This is a genomic window from Enterobacter cloacae complex sp. SHL018 (genome assembly GCF_049237905.1).
GTDB lineage: Bacteria > Pseudomonadota > Gammaproteobacteria > Enterobacterales > Enterobacteriaceae > Enterobacter > Enterobacter hormaechei_C.
On sequence record NZ_JBMKJE010000001.1, the window covers coordinates 531,225 to 549,681 of the forward strand.

Annotated in this window: 18 protein-coding genes and 1 riboswitch; of the genes, 9 read left to right on the forward strand and 9 right to left on the reverse strand. The window is 57.6% G+C overall.

Features of this window, described 5'->3' with window-relative positions; translation table 11 throughout:
• Positions 1-707: 707 nt before the first annotated feature.
• Entirely contained in the window at positions 708-2,723 is a 2,016-nt protein-coding gene (gene uvrB / locus ACOTY5_RS02685; RefSeq protein WP_045142379.1) for an excinuclease ABC subunit UvrB, read from the forward strand.
• A gap of 78 nt (positions 2,724-2,801) precedes the next feature.
• On the opposite strand, the gene yvcK is transcribed toward uvrB, so the two are convergent.
• A complete protein-coding gene (gene yvcK, locus ACOTY5_RS02690) occupies positions 2,802-3,710 on the reverse strand; it encodes a uridine diphosphate-N-acetylglucosamine-binding protein YvcK (protein ID WP_045142378.1) in 909 nt (302 codons plus the stop codon).
• A 226-nt stretch (positions 3,711-3,936) separates the two neighbouring features.
• Positions 3,937-4,070: riboswitch (molybdenum cofactor riboswitch) on the forward strand.
• Here yvcK and moaA point away from each other — a divergent pair.
• The 6 genes from moaA (at position 4,058) to ACOTY5_RS02720 (ending at position 7,531) form a co-directional block, all read left to right on the forward strand.
• Positions 4,058-5,047 (forward strand): GTP 3',8-cyclase MoaA, encoded by a 990-nt coding sequence (gene moaA, locus ACOTY5_RS02695; RefSeq protein WP_017384935.1) that lies wholly within the window; start codon positions 4,058-4,060, stop codon positions 5,045-5,047. (Overlaps the previous riboswitch by 13 nt.)
• A gap of 24 nt (positions 5,048-5,071) precedes the next feature.
• Positions 5,072-5,584, forward strand: coding sequence for a molybdenum cofactor biosynthesis protein B (moaB, locus tag ACOTY5_RS02700; RefSeq protein WP_022647501.1), 513 nt, complete (start codon positions 5,072-5,074; stop codon positions 5,582-5,584).
• Between the two features lie 3 nt (positions 5,585-5,587).
• Positions 5,588-6,073, forward strand: coding sequence for a cyclic pyranopterin monophosphate synthase MoaC (gene moaC, locus ACOTY5_RS02705; protein WP_017384934.1), 486 nt, complete (start codon positions 5,588-5,590; stop codon positions 6,071-6,073).
• Positions 6,066-6,311 (forward strand): molybdopterin synthase sulfur carrier subunit, encoded by a 246-nt coding sequence (gene moaD, locus ACOTY5_RS02710; RefSeq protein ID WP_040117401.1) that lies wholly within the window; start codon positions 6,066-6,068, stop codon positions 6,309-6,311. The genes moaC and moaD overlap by 8 nt, the downstream gene beginning before the upstream one ends.
• Position 6,312: 1 nt before the next feature.
• Positions 6,313-6,765 carry a molybdopterin synthase catalytic subunit MoaE gene (gene moaE, locus ACOTY5_RS02715; RefSeq protein WP_045142377.1) on the forward strand — a complete coding sequence of 151 codons (453 nt, stop codon included), beginning with the start codon at positions 6,313-6,315 and terminating at the stop codon, positions 6,763-6,765.
• A gap of 58 nt (positions 6,766-6,823) precedes the next feature.
• The gene (locus tag ACOTY5_RS02720) at positions 6,824-7,531 is read left to right on the forward strand and encodes a Bax inhibitor-1/YccA family protein (RefSeq protein ID WP_015571081.1); all 708 of its coding nucleotides are present in this window, start codon (positions 6,824-6,826) and stop codon (positions 7,529-7,531) included.
• Positions 7,532-7,657: 126 nt separating this feature from the next.
• Here ACOTY5_RS02720 and ACOTY5_RS02725 read toward each other — a convergent pair whose 3' ends face one another.
• From ACOTY5_RS02725 to ACOTY5_RS02735, 3 genes are read right to left on the reverse strand one after another with little or no spacing between them, the layout of a single operon-like run.
• Positions 7,658-8,620, reverse strand: coding sequence for a lysylphosphatidylglycerol synthase domain-containing protein (locus ACOTY5_RS02725; RefSeq protein WP_015571080.1), 963 nt, complete (start codon positions 8,618-8,620; stop codon positions 7,658-7,660).
• Complete coding sequence (gene clsB / locus ACOTY5_RS02730) at positions 8,620-9,858, reverse strand: cardiolipin synthase ClsB (RefSeq protein ID WP_015571079.1); 1,239 nt, start codon at positions 9,856-9,858, stop codon at positions 8,620-8,622. Before clsB ends, ACOTY5_RS02725 begins: the two co-directional genes overlap by 1 nt.
• Positions 9,855-10,616 (reverse strand): endonuclease/exonuclease/phosphatase family protein, encoded by a 762-nt coding sequence (locus ACOTY5_RS02735; protein ID WP_017384933.1) that lies wholly within the window; start codon positions 10,614-10,616, stop codon positions 9,855-9,857. Before ACOTY5_RS02735 ends, clsB begins: the two co-directional genes overlap by 4 nt.
• 133 nt (positions 10,617-10,749) lie before the next feature.
• Between ACOTY5_RS02735 and ACOTY5_RS02740 the strand changes: the two genes are divergently transcribed.
• Positions 10,750-11,160, forward strand: coding sequence for a YbhQ family protein (locus tag ACOTY5_RS02740; protein WP_003858499.1), 411 nt, complete (start codon positions 10,750-10,752; stop codon positions 11,158-11,160).
• Here ACOTY5_RS02740 and ACOTY5_RS02745 read toward each other — a convergent pair.
• The 5 genes from ACOTY5_RS02745 to cecR are packed head-to-tail and all read right to left on the reverse strand — an operon-like array spanning position 11,122 to position 16,810.
• Positions 11,122-12,228: an ABC transporter permease gene (locus ACOTY5_RS02745; protein ID WP_017384932.1), complete on the reverse strand. Its 1,107-nt coding sequence runs from the start codon at positions 12,226-12,228 to the stop codon at positions 11,122-11,124. The genes ACOTY5_RS02740 and ACOTY5_RS02745 overlap by 39 nt on opposite strands.
• A gap of 57 nt (positions 12,229-12,285) precedes the next feature.
• Positions 12,286-13,419: an ABC transporter permease gene (locus ACOTY5_RS02750; RefSeq protein ID WP_045142376.1), complete on the reverse strand. Its 1,134-nt coding sequence runs from the start codon at positions 13,417-13,419 to the stop codon at positions 12,286-12,288.
• Positions 13,409-15,148, reverse strand: coding sequence for an ATP-binding cassette domain-containing protein (locus tag ACOTY5_RS02755; RefSeq protein WP_045142375.1), 1,740 nt, complete (start codon positions 15,146-15,148; stop codon positions 13,409-13,411). The genes ACOTY5_RS02750 and ACOTY5_RS02755 overlap by 11 nt, the downstream gene beginning before the upstream one ends.
• The gene (gene hlyD, locus ACOTY5_RS02760) at positions 15,141-16,136 is read right to left on the reverse strand and encodes a secretion protein HlyD (protein WP_045142374.1); all 996 of its coding nucleotides are present in this window, start codon (positions 16,134-16,136) and stop codon (positions 15,141-15,143) included. The genes ACOTY5_RS02755 and hlyD overlap by 8 nt, the downstream gene beginning before the upstream one ends.
• On the reverse strand, positions 16,133-16,810 hold the full coding sequence (cecR, locus tag ACOTY5_RS02765) for a transcriptional regulator CecR (protein ID WP_003858489.1): 678 nt from the start codon (positions 16,808-16,810) through the stop codon (positions 16,133-16,135). Before cecR ends, hlyD begins: the two co-directional genes overlap by 4 nt.
• Before the next feature lie 204 nt (positions 16,811-17,014).
• Here cecR and rhlE point away from each other — a divergent pair, with 204 nt between their 5' ends.
• Positions 17,015-18,397, forward strand: a complete 1,383-nt coding sequence (rhlE, locus tag ACOTY5_RS02770) for an ATP-dependent RNA helicase RhlE (protein WP_045142373.1) — start codon at positions 17,015-17,017, stop codon at positions 18,395-18,397.
• The last annotated feature ends 60 nt before the right edge of the window (positions 18,398-18,457 follow it).

Below are 18,457 nucleotides of genomic sequence, written 5' to 3' on the forward strand. Positions count from 1 at the left end.
ATGTCTGCAAAACGCCTGCCAGGAACTTCATAATGATTAAAAAAAGGCCATTTTTAGGAATAACTCACTATCAAAAGCTGAACGTTTATACGAATTGCACACTCCCGGTGCTGCGTATGTCGAATTGTGGTGCAGGAGAAATGACAGAATTGTGATTAAGATCTCGCCAGTCGCTTATGAAAAAATGAACGTTTTCCGGGCAAAAAAGAGTGATAAAAATTTTTACTGCCGCTTCGTGGGAAAAACCGGGAATTTGCTGGAGTGCATGCTGTACGGGCTGGAGGCAGTTATCCACTATTCCTGTGGATAACCTTGTGCATTAGAGTTAGAAAACCCGCGATAAGCGAGAGAATACGCGGGTTACAACCAAATTGATGCGAAACGCGGCTTAATAAATTAGTCTTTATTTTTTAACGAATTAGATAAAAGCAATTCCCTCAACGCCAGCGAGACCTGTTGCCATAAAACTTTCATAACCGCCCTTGACAAATGTTAAAAAAGTAATAGTTCTGGGGATAACCCCCTGAGGCTGGTGTTTTATTTTGTCACAGTCGAAATTTGGCTCGCGAACGCACTAATCCTCTCTGCGCTACGCTAAATATCCTGACACGCTACTGTTTTTTCATCCAGTGTTTTTTACTGGCAATCCTGGCCACAACGAGTAAAATTACTCACCTGCCGCTTATTCTGTCATCAGGTCGTCGCCCATGAGTAAACCGTTTAAACTGAATTCTGCTTTCCGTCCTTCCGGGGATCAGCCCGAGGCTATTCGTCGCCTGGAAGAGGGGCTGGAGGACGGGCTGGCGCACCAGACCCTGCTGGGGGTTACCGGTTCGGGCAAAACCTTCACCATTGCCAACGTCATTGCCGATCTCCAGCGTCCGACGATGGTTCTCGCGCCGAACAAAACGCTGGCGGCGCAGCTGTATGGTGAGATGAAAGAGTTCTTCCCGGAAAACGCGGTGGAGTATTTCGTCTCCTACTACGACTACTACCAGCCGGAAGCCTACGTTCCCAGCTCCGACACGTTTATCGAGAAAGATGCCTCGGTGAACGAACATATCGAGCAGATGCGTTTGTCGGCGACCAAGGCGCTGCTGGAGCGTCGTGATGTGGTGGTGGTGGCCTCGGTGTCGGCGATCTACGGCCTGGGCGATCCGGATCTCTATCTCAAGATGATGCTGCACCTGACGCAGGGGATGATCATCGATCAGCGTGCGATTTTGCGCCGTCTGGCGGAGTTGCAGTACACCCGTAACGATCAGGCGTTCCAGCGCGGGACCTTCCGCGTGCGCGGCGAGGTGATTGATATCTTCCCGGCGGAGTCGGACGATATGGCGCTGCGCGTGGAGCTGTTCGACGAAGAGGTTGAACGCCTGTCGCTGTTCGATCCGTTGACCGGTCACGTCGAGTCGGTGATCCAGCGCTTCACCATCTACCCGAAAACGCACTATGTAACGCCGCGCGAGCGTATTGTGCAGGCGATGGAAGAGATCAAAACCGAGCTGGCGGACCGCCGCAAGGTGCTGCTGGCGAACAATAAGCTGCTGGAAGAGCAGCGCCTGAGCCAGCGTACCCAGTTCGATCTGGAGATGATGAACGAGTTGGGCTACTGCTCCGGCATCGAAAACTACTCGCGCTACCTCTCCGGGCGCGGGCCGGGCGAAGCGCCGCCGACGCTGTTTGACTACCTTCCGGCGGACGGCCTGCTGGTGATCGACGAATCCCACGTTACGATCCCCCAGATCGGCGGGATGTACCGCGGTGACCGCGCGCGTAAAGAGACGCTGGTGGAGTACGGGTTCCGACTGCCGTCAGCGCTGGACAACCGTCCGATGAAGTTTGAAGAATTTGAGGCGCTTGCTCCGCAGACCATCTACGTATCGGCCACGCCGGGCAACTACGAGCTGGAAAAATCCGGTGATGACGTGGTGGACCAGGTGGTGCGTCCGACCGGGCTGCTGGATCCGATTATCGAGGTGCGTCCGGTGGCGACGCAGGTGGACGATCTGCTCTCGGAAATACGTGCCCGCTCCGTCATCAACGAGCGCGTGCTGGTTACCACGCTCACCAAACGTATGGCGGAAGATTTGACGGAGTATCTGGAAGAACACGGCGAGAAGGTGCGGTATCTGCACTCGGATATCGATACCGTGGAGCGTATGGAGATCATCCGCGATCTGCGTCTGGGCGAGTTCGACGTGCTGGTCGGTATTAACCTTCTGCGAGAAGGGCTGGATATGCCTGAGGTGTCGCTGGTGGCGATTCTGGACGCGGACAAAGAGGGCTTCCTGCGTTCCGAGCGCTCGCTGATCCAGACCATTGGCCGCGCCGCGCGTAACGTCAACGGGAAGGCGATCCTGTACGGGGATAAAATCACCCCGTCGATGGCCAAAGCGATTGGCGAAACGGAACGTCGTCGCGAGAAGCAGCAGCGCTACAACGAAGAGCACGGCATCACGCCGCAGGGGCTGAACAAGAAGGTGGTGGATATCCTGGCGCTGGGTCAGAACATTGCGAAGACCAAAGCGAAAGGCCGCGGCAAGGCCCGTTCAGTGGTGGAAGAGGATACCGTCGCGCTGACGCCGAAAGCGTTGCAGCAGAAGATCCACGAGCTGGAAGGGCAGATGATGCAGCACGCGCAGAATCTGGAGTTCGAAGAGGCCGCGCAAATCCGCGATCAGCTGCATCAGCTGCGGGATCTGTTTATTGCGGCATCGTAGTTTTTTGCCCGGTGGCGTTTTCGCCCTCTCCCTGTGGGAGAGGGCCGGGGTGAGGGCATCAGGCCGCACAAAACGAACCTAACCTAATGCCTGAATCGCCTTCTCCAGCGCCTCGCGCAGCAAATGGCGGTCGTGGCGATATTTAATATCGCTGGCTTCCAGCGGCTCCTGCACCACCACGCGATCGCCAATCCCCGATACATCCACTTTCGGCCCGACCACGACACCATCGATAATTTTCTTACCAACGTACTGTTCCATCAGGTCCAGCTTATCCGCCAGCGACAGGCTTGCCGCCGCCGGGCTGAGTTCGCGGCCTAAATTACCGATATAGACCATGGGCGCAGGCGTTCTGCGCAGCGCCTGCGCCAGCTCTTTCACCAGCAGGATCGGCATCAGGCTGGTATAAAAACTTCCCGGCCCAATCAGGATCAGATCGGTCTCGGCAATCGCTTCTACCGCTTCACGCGTTGCGGGTACGCTGGGGTAGGTCATTAGCTCTTTTGGCGGAAGAAGAAGCTGGTCGATATTCACTTCACCATACACTTCGTGATCGTCGGCATCGATCGCCATTAAATCCACCGGCTGTTCGGACATCGGGATCAGGAATGCATCCACCTTTAACAGGTTACGAATTAAATTGATCGCTTCCAGAGGGCGCACGCTCAGGTGATCCAACGCCTTTAACATCAGATTTCCAAGGTTATGGCCTGAAAGTTCACCATTTCCGCCAAAACGGTACTCAAACATCGCCGAGGCCACGCTAGGCTCCGTGATAAGCTGGTTGAGGCAATTGCGCATGTCACCCCAGGCAATCCCGCCTTCAGCGCGTCGGATCCGCCCGGTTGAGCCGCCGTTGTCCGTTGTTGTCACGATGCCCGTCAGGCGCGAGCCCAGTGACGATAACGACGACATCACGCGTCCCAGACCGTGACCTCCGCCAAGAGCGACCACGCGGTCCAGATCCGCAAAAGTGCGATTGCGCATACCTATTCCTTATCCTGTTAAGCTTGCGTCACAGTAACGCAACTACTCCTAAAAGACGATGCCTCTCACAAACCATAATGACGTATATCAATGCGAAAGCGCTGTTTTTGCGTATTCTGTAGTGAAAATGCACGATAACATCGTTATATATAAATTTATATAGCGAAAAGCGACAATGGCGAAGTGGCGATTTCCACGCTACTATCGCCATAACCACGTTTTCAAAACTGAAAACATACACTCTAGCCCTGGCGCCTGTGTCGAGAGATATGGCGCCCTGGCCGTGGCGGATTTGCCACCAGGGTACAGAAAGAAATGACTGTGCCTCCCGATCTGGAAAGGTGTACATGGCTTCACAACTTACTGATGCTTTCGCGCGTAAGTTTTTCTACTTACGTTTGTCGATTACCGACGTGTGTAACTTCCGTTGCACCTACTGCCTGCCCGATGGCTACAAGCCGGGCAGCGTCACCAATAATGGCTTTCTCTCCGTGGATGAAGTACGCCGCGTCACGCGCGCGTTCTCTGAACTTGGCACGGAAAAAGTGCGTCTTACCGGGGGAGAGCCCTCCCTGCGCCGTGATTTCCCTGACATCATTGCCGCCGTGCGTGAAAACGAACGTATCCGCCAGATCGCGGTGACCACCAACGGTTACCGCATGGCGCGTGACGTGGCGAACTGGCGCGATGCGGGGCTGACGGCGATCAACGTCAGCGTCGATAGCCTGGACGCCCGTCAGTTCCACGCCATTACCGGCCAGGATAAGTTCCAGCAGGTGATGGACGGCATCGATGCCGCGTTCACCGCCGGTTTCGACAAGGTCAAAGTCAATACCGTGTTGATGCGTGATGTGAACCACCATCAGCTGGACACTTTCCTGGCGTGGATCAAACCGCGCCGCATTCAACTGCGTTTTATTGAGCTGATGGAGACCGGGGAGGGTAGCGAGCTGTTCCGTCGCCATCATATCTCCGGCATGGTTCTGCGCGACGAACTGCTGAAACGCGGCTGGATCCACCAGATCCGCCAGCGCAGCGATGGCCCGGCGCAGGTCTTTTGTCATCCGGATTATGAAGGCGAAATCGGCCTGATCATGCCCTATGAAAAAGACTTCTGTGCCAGCTGCAACCGCCTGCGCGTCTCCTCCGTCGGCAAGCTCCATCTTTGCCTGTTCGGGGATGGCGGCGTCGATCTACGCGATTTGCTGGAAGATGACGCCCAGCAGGACGCGCTTGAAGCACGTATTTCCGAGGCGCTGACGCACAAAAAGCAGACCCATTTCCTGCATCAGGGCAACACCGGCATTACTCAGAACCTGTCCTATATCGGCGGGTAATCAGGCTTTAGAAGGAACCAGAAGATGAGTCAGGTAAGCGCGGAATTTATCCCGACACGCATTGCTATTCTTACCGTTTCCGAACGTCGTGGTGAAGAGGATGATACCTCTGGCCACTGGCTGCGCGAGGCGGCACACGAAGCCGGACACCAGATTGTTGATAAAGCGATCGTCAAAGAAAACCGTTACGCCATTCGCGCTCAGGTCTCACAGTGGATTGCGAGCGATGACGTCCAGGTGGTGCTGATCACTGGCGGCACCGGCTTTACCGCAGGCGACCAGGCACCGGAAGCGCTGCTCCCGCTGTTCGATCGCGAAGTGGAAGGCTTCGGCGAAGTGTTCCGCATGCTCTCCTTTGAAGAGATTGGCACCTCTACGCTTCAGTCCCGTGCCGTCGCGGGGGTTGCGAATAAGACGCTGATCTTCGCCATGCCGGGGTCGACCAAAGCCTGCCGCACCGCGTGGGAAAACATTATTGCCCCGCAGCTGGATGCCCGTACCCGTCCGTGTAATTTTCATCCCCATTTAAAGAAATAAGCTATGTCACAACTGACCCACATAAACGCCGCTGGCGAAGCGCATATGGTGGATGTCTCCGCCAAAGCCGAAACGGTGCGCGAGGCGCGTGCTGAAGCGTTCGTCACCATGCTGCCGGAGACGCTGGCGATGATTATCGACGGCAGCCATCACAAGGGGGACGTGTTTGCCACCGCCCGCATCGCCGGTATTCAGGCCGCTAAACGTACCTGGGACCTCATCCCGCTCTGCCATCCGCTGATGCTCAGCAAAGTGGAGGTAAATTTGCAGGCGCAGCCGGCGCATAACCGCGTGCGTATCGAGTCCCTGTGCCGCTTAACCGGGAAAACCGGCGTGGAGATGGAGGCGTTGACGGCGGCCTCCGTGGCGGCGCTGACCATCTACGACATGTGTAAAGCGGTACAGAAAGATATGGTGATTGGCCCGGTGCGTCTGCTGGCAAAAAGCGGCGGCAAATCCGGCGATTTTAAGGTGGAAAGCCATGATTAAGGTGCTCTTTTTTGCCCAGGTGCGTGAGCTGGTGAATACCGACAGCCTGACGCTGGACGGCGCTTTCGAAAACGTCGCCGCCCTGCGTGCGCATCTGGCGGCGCAAGGCGACCGCTGGGCGCTGGCGCTGGACGAAGGCAAACTGCTGGCCGCCGTGAATCAGACGCTGGTGGAGTTGACCCACCCGCTGGCCGATGGGGACGAAGTGGCCTTCTTCCCGCCGGTCACAGGGGGTTAAGATGACGGAAACCCGAATTCTGGTCGGCCATGAGCGTTTTAACGTGGGCACGGAATATGACTGGCTGGCCGGGCGCGACGAAGACGGCGCGGTCGTGACGTTTACCGGGAAAGTGCGTAATCATAATCTCGGCGACAGCGTAAAAGCGCTGACGCTGGAGCACTATCCGGGAATGACCGAAAAATCGCTGGCGGCCATTGTGGAAGAGGCGCGAGGCCGCTGGGCGCTGGGGCGCGTTACGGTTATCCATCGCATCGGCGAAATGTGGCCCGGCGAAGAGATTGTGTTTGTCGGCGTCACCAGCGCCCATCGCGGGAGCGCGTTTGCGGCGGGGGAGTTCATCATGGATTACCTCAAAACCAAAGCGCCGTTCTGGAAGCGTGAAGCGACGCCGGAAGGTGAGCGCTGGGTGGAATCACGCGACAGCGATAAACAGGCTGCCAGCCGCTGGTAACAGGTTTACGTGGATGTGTTAGTCTTAACGTGTGTGTTTACTTAATCAGGAGTGAATCATGGACCGATTTCCGCGTTCCGATTCGATAGTTCAGCAGACCCGTAGCGGGCTGCAAACCTACATGGCTCAGGTGTATGGCTGGATGACGGTTGGCCTGCTGCTTACCGCGTTTATCGCGTGGTATGCGGCAAACACGCCTGAACTGATGATGTTTATCTTCTCCAGCAAAATCACCTTCTTTGGGCTGATTATTGCGCAACTGGCGCTGGTGTTCGTGCTCTCCGGACTGGTGCACAAGCTCAGCGCAGGTATGGCGACCACGCTGTTTATGCTCTATTCGGCGCTGACCGGGCTGACGCTTTCCAGTATTTTCATCGTTTACACCTACTCTTCCATCGCCAGCACCTTTGTGGTGACCGGCGGGATGTTCGGTGTGATGAGCCTGTACGGGTACACCACCAAACGTGACCTGAGCGGCTTCGGCAACATGCTGTTTATGGGGCTGATAGGGATCGTGCTGGCGTCGCTGGTGAACCTGTGGCTGAAGAGTGACGCGCTGATGTGGGCGGTGACCTATATCGGGGTGGTGATCTTCGTGGGCTTAACCGCTTACGACACCCAGAAGCTGAAAAACATCGGTGAACAAATTGATGTTCGCGACAGTTCAAACCTGCGCAAATACTCGATTCTGGGCGCGCTGACGCTTTATCTGGACTTCATCAACCTGTTCCTGATGCTGCTGCGTATCTTCGGCAACCGTCGCTAGTTATTTCCCCCTCACCCTAACCCTCTCCCTCAGGGAGAGGGGATTGCACGGTGCGGGCTTTTCTCCCTCTCCCCGTGGGAGAGGGCCGGGGTGAGGGCATCAGACCGCAGCGCTACCCGACACAACTCACTTCGCCAACATCCTCTCGTTCTTCGCGCGCAGCTTCTTCGCCCGACTCTCCAGCACCAGATAACAGACCGTTGCCAGCGCCAGCGGCAGGAAGTAGTAGATCATGCGGTACGCGAGCAGGGCGGCGATAATCGTCCCGTGAGACACATGCTCCCCCGCAAGCAGCGCGATAAACACCGCTTCCAGTACGCCAATACCCGCCGGAATATGCACAATCACCCCGGCAATACTGCTGACCAGCAGCACGCCCAGCACGAAGAAGTAGTTCACATCTTCGCCAATCAACAGCCAGATAATGGCCCCCATCGCCATCCAGTTAGCGCTGGAAACCACCATTTGCAGGACGGCAAATTTCCATGACGGCAGCACCAGCTTCTGGCCTTTAATGGTCATGTGGCGACGTTTGGCAAAGGCGCAGGCCCACAGGTAGGCGGCGATGATCAGCAGCAGAACGATGCCCAGAATGCGCAGCGTGGCCTCATCGATATACCAGTGCGCAGGTAGCTGCACCACGCCGATGGTGAAAATCACCCCGCCGAGGAGAATATAGCCCAGCCAGTTGGTGGTGATACTCAGCGAGAAAATGCGCGTGATGGTGCCGCCCGGTAAGCCAAGGCGGGAGTACAGGCGATAGCGCATACCAATCCCGCCCACCCAGGTGCTGAGCGTCAGGTTAAAGGCGTAGCAGATGAATGACACCAGCATAACCTGCCGTTTGGCAAGCTTATGCCCGCAGTAGGCGCGTCCCAGCAGGTCATAGCAGCCGTACATCAGGTAGCTCACAATCACCAGCCCAACGGCCCCCAGCAGGACTGTCCGGTTGTAGTTGCGAATAACCTTCCATACCTCTTCCCAGTCTACCTTCTGGGCATACACCACCAGCAGGACCGCGACGGCAATGAAGAACAGCCAGGTCAGGATTTTTTTCGCCAGCCGCCAGCGAGGATGAGATTTCGACATCAGGTTTTCCCTCCATCTTCCGCCTCTACGCGGTCCTGGGTTTCCATTTCGGGTTGCACAGGCGGATCCACCAGCGCCAGTTTCGGCGTATGCGCGGGCAGCCAGCCCACCATGGCCGGGAAGTGGCGCAGGAAGTGGAACACCACCACGCCGATGCCCACGTTCCACCAGCTGCGTTTCGGCACCATGGACTCATCCACACGCACGCAGTCTTTGTTGATCAGACCCTGAAGGTTATCGCGCAGGGTCTGATTAAACTGGCGATCGTGGATGATCAGGTTCGCTTCCAGATTGAGCGATAAGCTCAGCGGATCAAGATTGCTGGAGCCGACGGTCGCCCAGTGGTCATCCATCACGGCGACTTTGCCGTGCAGCGGGCGGCGACGATATTCATAGATCTGCACACCGCTTTTGACCAGATAGCGATAGAGCAGACGCGCGCCCACCTTCACAATCGGCATATCGGGCTCACCCTGCACGATGAGCTTCACGCTCACGCCGCGTCGGGCCGCGTTGCGCATGGCGTGCAATATCCGGTAACCGGGGAAGAAATAGGCGTTGGCAATAATCACCTCGCGCTTCGCGTTCGCCAGCATCTTCAGGTAATGACGCTCGATATCGTCCCGGTGCTCCTCGTTATCCCGCCAGACAAACAGCGCCTGCGCCTCGCCGGGCTTGCGGTTCTCTTCCGGACGATGACGGCGTCGCCACCAGCGGCGAGCGGCCTCTTTGCCGGGTAAGTTTTCCAGCACGAACAGCTGAATGTCCTGAACTACCGGTCCCTCAATGCGGATTGCATAATCCTGTTTGGCCTCAGGACCGTAATCCGACATATGCTCGGCGGAGTAGTTAATGCCGCCAACGAAGGCCACCGTTTCATCCACCACCACAATTTTGCGGTGCATTCGACGGAACAGGTTGGTGCGCATGCCGAACAGACGCGGGCCGGGATCGTAATAGCGGAACACCACCCCTGCGGCGGTGAGCTCGTTAACAAATTCGTCGCTGAGATCCGGCGAACCATACCCGTCGAGCAGAACCTCGATTTTTACACCGCGACGGGCGGCATGCAGCAGGGCGCTGTGCAACTGCCTGCCCACGTCGTCTTCAAACCAGATAAACGTTTCGAGAAAGACTTTCTGCTGTGCGTGGCTAATCGCCTCAAAAACCGCCGGATAAAAGTTATCGCCATTTTCCAGCAGCGTAATACGGTTACCTTCCTGCCATGTGCATTTCATAAGTGGATCTCCGCGCTGAGTGGGGCATGGTCGGAGAGATGTCGCCAGTTGAGTAAAGCCAGCGCAGTCGGGCTGCTGGCGTGGGCATTTTTTACGTAAATGCGGTCAAGGCGCAGCAGGGGGAAGCGCACCGGAAACGTCCGCGCGGGACGACCGCGTGAGCGGGTAAAGATCTCCTCCAGCCCCGCCTTCACCTTCAGCGGATGGTTGGCCCGCTGTCGCCAGTCGTTGAAATCACCGGCCACCACTACGGGCTCGCCCTCCGGCAGCGCATTGGTCCAGTCTGCCAGCATCTGTAGCTGGGCCTGACGGTGGGCTTCACGCAGGCCAAGATGAACACAGCCCACATGAATGGGAAAATCGAGCGCCGGGGGGGTGATACGACAGTATAACAGCCCGCGTTTTTCGCTCTCGCCAACGGAGACGTCGCGGTTCTCATAATGCTCGATAGGAAAACGCGACAGCACCGCGTTACCGTGATGCCCCTCCGGGTAGACCGCATTGCGCCCGTAGGCGTAATCGCTCCACATGGTATCCGCCAGAAACTCGTAGTGGGGCGTGTCGGGCCAGTTTTCGAAATGCATAGGGTGCACTTCGTGCGCGCCCATGACCTCCTGGAGGCAGACAATATCGGCGCTGACGGTGCGTACCGCGTCGCGCAGCTCCGGTAAAATGAAGCGGCGGTTAAATGCTGTGAAGCCCTTATGAATGTTTATCGTCAGCACCTTAAGCGAGAAATGCTGCGTTTTTTTGCTCATAAACACCTTCCTGGGTGACTATCCCGATGAAAATAAAGTGTAGTAGGCGTCACAAAAAGATGCGGCGTTACGGAATTTTCCGTAAAGTGCGGTAGTCTGAATTAGCAGAGAAAAATCCTTCAGGAGAGAAGCCATGAAGTGGCAACAACGCGTTCGTGTCGCAACCGGTTTGAGTTGCTGGCAGATAATGTTGCATTTACTGGTCGTGGCCGTACTGGTGATGGGCTGGATGAGCGGCACGCTGGTGCGTGTCGGCTTAGGGTTATGCGTGGTTTACGGCGTGACCGTGCTGTCGATGCTGTTTTTACAGCGTCACCACGACGCGCGCTGGCGTGAAGTGGGTGATGTGCTCGAAGAGCTCACCACCACCTGGTATTTTGGTGCGGCAATGATCGTCCTGTGGCTGTTGTCACGCGTGCTGCAAAACAACCTGCTGCTGGCCCTGGCGGGTCTGGCTATCCTCGCAGGGCCTGCGGTGGTGTCATTGCTCACCAAAGAGAAAAAACTACGCGATGTTTCGTCTAAACATCGCATAGGCCACTGAGCCCGTTGTGGCCGCGATGACCAGTAGCGGCCACAAACTTCCCCATACAATATCCAGACTCGCATCCTTCAGATAGATTTGCTTGGTGATATCCGTGAAGTGACGAATCGGGTTTATCCACGTCAAATCCTGTAACCATACCGGCATGTTCTCCACTGGCGAAACGTACCCTGAAAGCAAGATCGCCGGCATCATAAAGACAAACACCCCGATAAACGCCTGCTGCTGCGTTGAGCAGAGCGCGGAAATCAGCAGCCCAAACCCCACCAGCGACAGGCCGTAAATTACCATCGTGAAGTAAAACAGCGCCAGCGATCCGGCAAACGGGATCTGGTACGCCCATATTCCCACCCCCAGCACGATGGTGGCCTGGAACGTCGCGACAATCAGTGCCGGCACCGCCTTGCCGACAAATATCTGCCAGGTGGCGAGCGGTGAGACCAGCAGCTGATCCAGCGTACCTTGCTCACGTTCGCGCGCCACGGACAGCGAGGTGACAATCATCACGCCAATGGTGGTGATCATGGCGATCAGCGACGGCACCACAAACCATTTGTAGTCCAGGTTCGGGTTGTACCAGTTGCGCACCACCAGCTCGCTGTTGTTGGGTTTGGGTTTGCCTGCCATCAGCTCCTGCTGGTAATCCTTTACCACCTGTTGCAAATAGTTCGCCGCAATCTGGGCGCTGTTGGAGTTACGTCCGTCGAGGATCAGCTGCATCGGCGCGGTCTGGAATGTGTCCAGGTTGCGGGAGAAGTCCGCCGGGAAGCGCACCAGCAATAATGCTTTCTGCGTGTCGATGGTGGGCTGGATCGCCTGCGGGCTTTCCAGAAGCAGGACATGGGTAAAGGCTTTGGCGCGGGCGAAACGCTGCGTCAGCTCGACGGAATGCTTGCCGTTGTCTTCGTTGTAAATGGCGATGGTGGCGTTGGTGACCTCCAGTGTGGCGGCAAACGGAAACAGTACAACCTGAAGCAGCACCGGCAGCACCAGAATGGCGCGGGTCTGCGGCTCGCGCAGCAAGGATTGCAGCTCTTTGCGGATCAATGTCCATAAACGGTGAAACATCGCGTCGTCCTCCTGTCGGGTGGCGCTTGCGCTTACCCGACCTACAAAATCCGATGGCTAATCTAATCTTCTTTTCGTTTTCATCCACGTCAGCCCGATAAACATCACCGCCGACGCCAGCAAAAACAGGGTGTTGATAATCAGCACCACCGGAATATTTCCCGCCAGGAACAGGCTTTGCAGGGTGCTCACAAAGTAGCGCGCCGGAATGATGTACGTCACGGCGCGGATCACCGCCGGCATACTGTCTATCTGGAAGATAAAGCCGGAGAGCATAATCGACGGCAGGAAGGCGGCATTAAGCGCCACCTGCGCGGCGTTAAACTGGTTGCGGGTGATGGTGGAAATTAACAGTCCCATCCCCAGCGTGCTGAGCAAAAACAGGCTGGTAATAAAGAACAGCAGCACCAGCGAGCCGCGGTACGGCACGCCAAGAATAAATACCGAGACCAGCATACAGAGCAGCATCGCCAGCATGCCGAGGAAGTAGTAGGGGATCAGCTTGCAGAGCAGCAGCTCGACGCGCGTCACTTCGGTCGAGAGCAGCGCCTCCATGGTGCCGCGCTCCCATTCGCGGGCGATCACCAGCGAGGTGAGGATCGCGCCAATCACCGTCATGATGATGGTGACCGCCCCCGGAATAATAAAATGCTGGCTGATGGCGGCGGGGTTAAACCAGTAGCGCGTCTGCACGTCAATCAGCGGTTCAGACTTTTCCCCCCGGTCTTCGGCGCGCTGCATCTGCCAGAGCTGCCAGATCCCCTCCGCATAGCCCTGCACGAAGTTGGCGGTGTTCGGCTCGCTGCCGTCGGTGATCACCTGAATTGGCGCATCGGCGCCCGGGCGTGCCATATTGGCGGCAAAATCGACCGGAATGACGATCAGACCGCGAATTTTTCCGGCCTGCATTTTCTGGATCAGTTCCTGCCGGTTGTCGCTGATGGTGGCATCGATGTAGGGCGAGCCGGTCATGGCGTGGGTGAAGTCCAGCGCCTCTTCGCTCTGCTGCTCCAGCAAAATCCCGACCCGCAGCTTGCTGGAGTCGAGGTTAATCCCGTAGCCGAAAATAAACAGCAGCAGCAGGGGGATCACCACCGCAATCAGCCAACTGCTGGGGTCACGCACAATCTGCCGCGTCTCTTTGACGCACAGGGCGCGCACCCGGCGCCAGGAAAGGGTGTTACTGCGCATGAGTATTCTCCTTATCCCAGTCGTGGATGAGGGTGATAAACGCCTGCTCCATGGTCGGGTCTGGCTGCGCGTCGTCGGCGGCCTGCGCTTTCAGGTCATCCGGCGTGCCGTGGGCAATCAGCTTGCCGCGATAGACCAGCCCGATGCGGTCGCAATACTCTGCCTCGTCCATAAAGTGGGTGGTGACCATCACGGTCACGCCTTTTTCCACCATGCTATTGATATGCAACCAGAATTCTCGGCGGGTGAGGGGGTCCACGCCTGAAGTCGGTTCATCAAGAAACAGGATATCCGGCTCGTGCATCAGTGAGCAGGCCAGCGCCAGCCGCTGTTTGAAGCCAAGCGGCAGCGCTTCGGTAGCGTGTGAGGCGATATCGGTCAGGCCGAAGGCGTCGCACATGCGGCCGATCTTCTCATTCTGTGCCCGTCCCCGCAGGCCGTAGACGCCGGAGAAAAATCGCAGATTTTGCTCCACCGTCAGGTTGCCGTAGAGCGAAAACTTCTGCGCCATATAGCCCAGGTGCTGGCGCGCCTTGCCGGAGCTGACTTTGAGATCCATGTTCAGCACCAGCGCTTTGCCGGAGGTTGGTACCAGCAGGCCGCACATCATTTTAAAGGTGGTGGATTTCCCCGCGCCGTTCGGCCCGAGCAGGCCAAATATCTCGCCGCGCTTCACGGCAAAATTGACGTTATCGGTGGCGGCGAAATCGCCGAATTTTTTGGTGAGCGATTTTGCTTCAATGACCGTTTCGCCCGCCGTGCCTTCCACCGTGTGCAGGATGGCGCCAAGCGGTGATTCTGAGGTTCCCGCCCCGCCCAGCAGATCGATAAACGCATCTTCAAAGCGCGGCGCGGTCTCTGTCATGTCGATCTCAGGCATACCCTGCGCACGGCGGATATCGTCGGCGGAAGTCTCTTTTTTGAGGATCACGCGCACCGAACGGCCCTGAATCATCCCGTCGCTCACCTGCGGCAGCTTCAGTACCCGTTGCAGCAGCTTGCGGTTGGACTCCTGCGCGCTGTGCAGCAGAAAACTGCGCCCGGCCATGGTTTGCGTCAGCTCGGTGGGTTCGCCCTGATAGAGCAGTTCGCCTTCATTCATCAGCAGCACGTCGCGGCACTGCTCTGCTTCATCAAGGTAAGAGGTACTCCAGAGGATCAGCATGCCGTCACCCGCCAGCTCGTGCACCATCTGCCACAGCTCGCGGCGGGAAATCGGGTCCACGCCCACGCCGGGTTCATCCAGCAATAGCACCTTCGGTTCGCCCACCAGCGTGCAGGCCAGCCCCAGCTTCTGCTTCATCCCGCCGGAAAGTTTGCCCGCCAGCCGGTCGGTGAACGGGCCGAGGGAGGTAAACGCCAGCAGACGCTGGAAGGTTTTCTGCCGGGTTTCGCCGGTAACGCTGCGCAGATCGGCATACAGATTGAGGTTTTCCATTACCGTCAGATCTTCGTACAGACCAAACTTCTGCGGCATATAGCCGAGCATGCCGTGGAGCGCCGCGTCGTCTTTGATCGGATCGAGGCCAAGCACGCTGGCACTGCCTTCATCCGGCTTCAGCAATCCCGCCAGCATCCGCATCAGCGTGGTTTTACCCGCGCCGTCCGGCCCCACCAGCCCGGTCACATAGCCTTTCTGAATCGTACAATTCAGCGGTGCGACCGCCGGTTTGGCCATTCCCGGGAAGCGTTTGACCAGATTGTTGAGCTGGATAACCGCATCATTCATGTCGTTCCCCGTCGTTTAAGGTCACGGTAACAGGCATGCCCTGACGCAGCGCGTCGTCCGCATCGGTGACGATGATGCGCAGGCGGTACACCAGGTCGGTACGCAGGTCCGGGGTTTCAACGGTTTTTGGCGTGAACTCGGCGGTAGGGGAGACGAAGCCCACTTTGCCGTGATACGGCTTGTCCGGGCGACCGTCGGTATAGAGCAGCAGTTCGCGGCCCGGCTGCATCTGGCCAAGATTTGGCTCATCAATGTAAGCGCGCACCCACACCGGACGGGTTAAGGAGAGCGTTAACACGGTGCTGCCCGCGCTGAGAATGCTGCCCGGCTCCACGGCGCGGGTCATCAGCGTGCCGTCAGACGGGGCGACTAACGTGGTGTCGTGCAGATCCAGCTCCGCCTGGGCTAACTGCGCCTGCGCCTGCTCAAGGCTGGCCTTCGCCTGGGCAATGTCCTGCGCACGGTTACCGGTGCGGTACTGGCTTAGCTTATCCTGGGCAGATTTCAGCGTCGCCTGTGCCTGGTCGCGGGATGAGCGCGCGTTTTCCAGGTCGTTGGCGGAAATAGTACGGCTTTTCCATAAGCCTTGCTGACGGTTATAGAAATTCTGCGCATAGTCATAGGCGGCTTTTGCCTGCTTAACGGCAGCGGCCGCCTGGGAGATCTCTTCGTCACGGTAGCCCGCCAGCATCAGGTCGTATTGCGCCTGTGCGACGGAGACGCCTGCTTTTGCCTGCATCAGCGCGTTCTCAAACGGGGCTTTGTCCAGCATTCCCAGCGTCTGCCCGGCTTTGATGGCATCGCCTTCGTCAACGTTCAGCGAGGCCAGCCGCCCGCCGACGCGGAAGCTCATGTTCACGGTGCGGATATCCACGTTGCCGTACAGCGTCAGGCCACGATCCTGCTGGCTCTGATACCACAGCCAGCCACCGATTCCCGCAGCAAGTAACACAACAACCACCAGAATGATGGCGACAGGTTTTTTCATGACTTCTGGCTCCTTTGCGTTAAGCCTTGCAGGATCAGATCAACGTGACAGGTAATGACCTGGCTAATTTGCGCGGCTTTATCCTCATCGAATTGTGTCCAGCCCGTACGTAACAGGATGGTCTCACGCCCCAGACGGAAGGCGAGCACTTCGCCCAGCAGGGCGTGGGTATGCAAAATGGTGTCGGTATCGCTGGCGTCCCGTCCGGTATAGGCGGCGATCAGCCGGGTCAGATGGCTGTGCATCGGGGCGATCACCTGATCGTGCACCAGCTGGTACGCGGCAGTGGGGGAGAGCTGCTCGCGGGAGATAAATTTGCTCAGGTTCAGCGTATCGTCGTGCGTCAGCAAGCGGATCATGTTGTGACAGGCGTTAAGGATCAGCTGGCGGATGGCAGCCCGGTCAGGCTCTGGCTGGCTGAACAGCGCGGTGGCTTCTTCCACGTGCGGGCGAAAGCTGGTGCCGATAAAATCCGCGATCCACTGGGCGCAGGCAAGGTATAAATCCTCTTTTGAGCCAAAATAGTAGGTGATGGCCGCAATATTCTGCCCGGCCTGAGCGGCGATATCCCGCGTGGTGGCATGCAGACCATACTCGCCAAACTGCGCCAGCGCGGCGGCGATAAGCTGACTTTTCGCCTGTTCGCCTTTGGTTGTCGTTGGGGTTGTATTCATAGCAGCATTAAAAATTAATCAATCGATTGATTAAGATTATGCCTGATTTGCGCAAACGTCGAGTCATCGCCGGGGATATTTTATGCGCCACGTCACAAAAGCTGCTACACTCCGCTCCTTCGCGACATTGTGGTTTTTGTCCTTCTATTCGTTATATCTCCCTGAAAACTACACCTGTGATGGTCGGGGCGGTTCGGAGTTTTTATGTCTTTTGATTCCCTTGGTCTGAACCCGGAAATTCTGCGCGCCATCGCAGAGCAGGGCTACGTTGAGCCAACCCCTATCCAGCAGCAGGCCATTCCGGCCGTTTTGCAGGGCCGTGACCTGATGGCAAGCGCGCAGACCGGTACCGGTAAGACCGCGGGCTTTACCCTGCCGCTGCTGGAGCTGTTGGTAAAAAACCAGCCGCACGCCAAAGGCCGTCGTCCGGTGCGTGCGCTGATCCTCACCCCAACCCGCGAACTGGCGGCCCAGATTGGCGAGAACGTGCGTGAATACAGCCGCTACCTCAACATTCGTTCGCTGGTGGTTTTCGGCGGGGTAAGCATTAACCCACAGATGATGAAGCTGCGCGGCGGCGTGGACGTGCTGGTGGCAACGCCGGGGCGTCTGCTGGATCTGGAACACCAGAACGCGGTGAAGCTCGATAACATCGAAATTCTGGTTCTGGACGAAGCCGACCGTATGCTGGATATGGGCTTCATCCACGACATTCGCCGCGTGCTGGCGAAGCTGCCGACGCGTCGTCAGAACCTGCTCTTCTCCGCGACTTTCTCCGACGAGATCAAGGCACTGGCGGAAAAGTTGCTGCATAACCCGCTGGAAGTGGAAGTCGCGCGCCGCAATACCGCCTCCGAGCAGGTGACGCAGCACGTGCACTTTGTGGATAAGAAGCGCAAGCGGGAACTGCTCTCCCAGATGATCGGCCAGGGCAACTGGCAGCAGGTGCTGGTCTTTACCCGCACCAAGCACGGCGCTAACCACCTGGCGGAACAGCTCAATAAAGACGGTATTCGCAGCGCGGCGATCCACGGCAACAAGAGTCAGGGTGCGCGTACCCGCGCGCTGGCTGATTTTAAATCCGGCGACATACGTGTGCTGGTGGCAACCGACATCGCCGCCCGTGGCCTGGACATTGAAGAGCTGCCGCACGTGGTGAACTACGAGCTGCCAAACGTGCCGGAAGACTACGTGCACCGTATCGGCCGTACCGGCCGTGCGGCGGCAACCGGGGAAGCGCTCTCTCTGGTCTGCGTGGATGAACACAAGCTGCTGCGCGACATCGAACGTCTGCTGAAGAAAGAGATCCCGCGCATTGAAACCCCGGGTTATGAAGTGGACCCGTCGATCAAAGCTGAGCCAATTCAGAACGGTCGTCAGGGCGGCGGTCGCGGTCAGGGTGGCGGTGGTCGCGGTCAGCAGCCGCGTCGTGCCGAAGGTGGCGCGCCGAAATCTTCGGGCAAACCGCCGCGTCGTAATAACGACAGCAAACCAGCCGGTGAAAACCCGTGGCGTAGCGGCGAAGGGAAACCGACAGGCGAGGGGCAGCGCCGACGCCGCCCGCGTAAACCTGCTAACCCGCAGTAATCTGGAAGCCCGGTCGTAAAGCCGGGCTTTTCTTTTTGCGGCAGCGGAGAGAAAGTGCCA

What these genes read in the sequence shown, in the direction of transcription:
- moaC (WP_017384934.1), top strand. Translation starts at nt 5,588, where the DNA reads ATGTCACAACTGACCCACATAAACGCCGCTGGCGAAGCGCATATGGTG.
- ACOTY5_RS02720 (WP_015571081.1), top strand. Translation starts at nt 6,824, where the DNA reads ATGGACCGATTTCCGCGTTCCGATTCGATAGTTCAGCAGACCCGTAGC.
- ACOTY5_RS02740 (WP_003858499.1), top strand. Translation starts at nt 10,750, where the DNA reads ATGAAGTGGCAACAACGCGTTCGTGTCGCAACCGGTTTGAGTTGCTGG.
- yvcK (WP_045142378.1), bottom strand. Translation starts at nt 3,710, where the DNA reads ATGCGCAATCGCACTTTTGCGGATCTGGACCGCGTGGTCGCTCTTGGC.
- ACOTY5_RS02725 (WP_015571080.1), bottom strand. Translation starts at nt 8,620, where the DNA reads ATGTCGAAATCTCATCCTCGCTGGCGGCTGGCGAAAAAAATCCTGACC.
- moaD (WP_040117401.1), top strand. Translation starts at nt 6,066, where the DNA reads ATGATTAAGGTGCTCTTTTTTGCCCAGGTGCGTGAGCTGGTGAATACC.
- ACOTY5_RS02735 (WP_017384933.1), bottom strand. Translation starts at nt 10,616, where the DNA reads ATGAGCAAAAAAACGCAGCATTTCTCGCTTAAGGTGCTGACGATAAAC.
- moaE (WP_045142377.1), top strand. Translation starts at nt 6,313, where the DNA reads ATGACGGAAACCCGAATTCTGGTCGGCCATGAGCGTTTTAACGTGGGC.
- hlyD (WP_045142374.1), bottom strand. Translation starts at nt 16,136, where the DNA reads ATGAAAAAACCTGTCGCCATCATTCTGGTGGTTGTTGTGTTACTTGCT.
- moaA (WP_017384935.1), top strand. Translation starts at nt 4,058, where the DNA reads ATGGCTTCACAACTTACTGATGCTTTCGCGCGTAAGTTTTTCTACTTA.
- ACOTY5_RS02750 (WP_045142376.1), bottom strand. Translation starts at nt 13,419, where the DNA reads ATGCGCAGTAACACCCTTTCCTGGCGCCGGGTGCGCGCCCTGTGCGTC.
- uvrB (WP_045142379.1), top strand. Translation starts at nt 708, where the DNA reads ATGAGTAAACCGTTTAAACTGAATTCTGCTTTCCGTCCTTCCGGGGAT.
- ACOTY5_RS02755 (WP_045142375.1), bottom strand. Translation starts at nt 15,148, where the DNA reads ATGAATGATGCGGTTATCCAGCTCAACAATCTGGTCAAACGCTTCCCG.
- moaB (WP_022647501.1), top strand. Translation starts at nt 5,072, where the DNA reads ATGAGTCAGGTAAGCGCGGAATTTATCCCGACACGCATTGCTATTCTT.
- rhlE (WP_045142373.1), top strand. Translation starts at nt 17,015, where the DNA reads ATGTCTTTTGATTCCCTTGGTCTGAACCCGGAAATTCTGCGCGCCATC.
- ACOTY5_RS02745 (WP_017384932.1), bottom strand. Translation starts at nt 12,228, where the DNA reads ATGTTTCACCGTTTATGGACATTGATCCGCAAAGAGCTGCAATCCTTG.
- clsB (WP_015571079.1), bottom strand. Translation starts at nt 9,858, where the DNA reads ATGAAATGCACATGGCAGGAAGGTAACCGTATTACGCTGCTGGAAAAT.
- cecR (WP_003858489.1), bottom strand. Translation starts at nt 16,810, where the DNA reads ATGAATACAACCCCAACGACAACCAAAGGCGAACAGGCGAAAAGTCAG.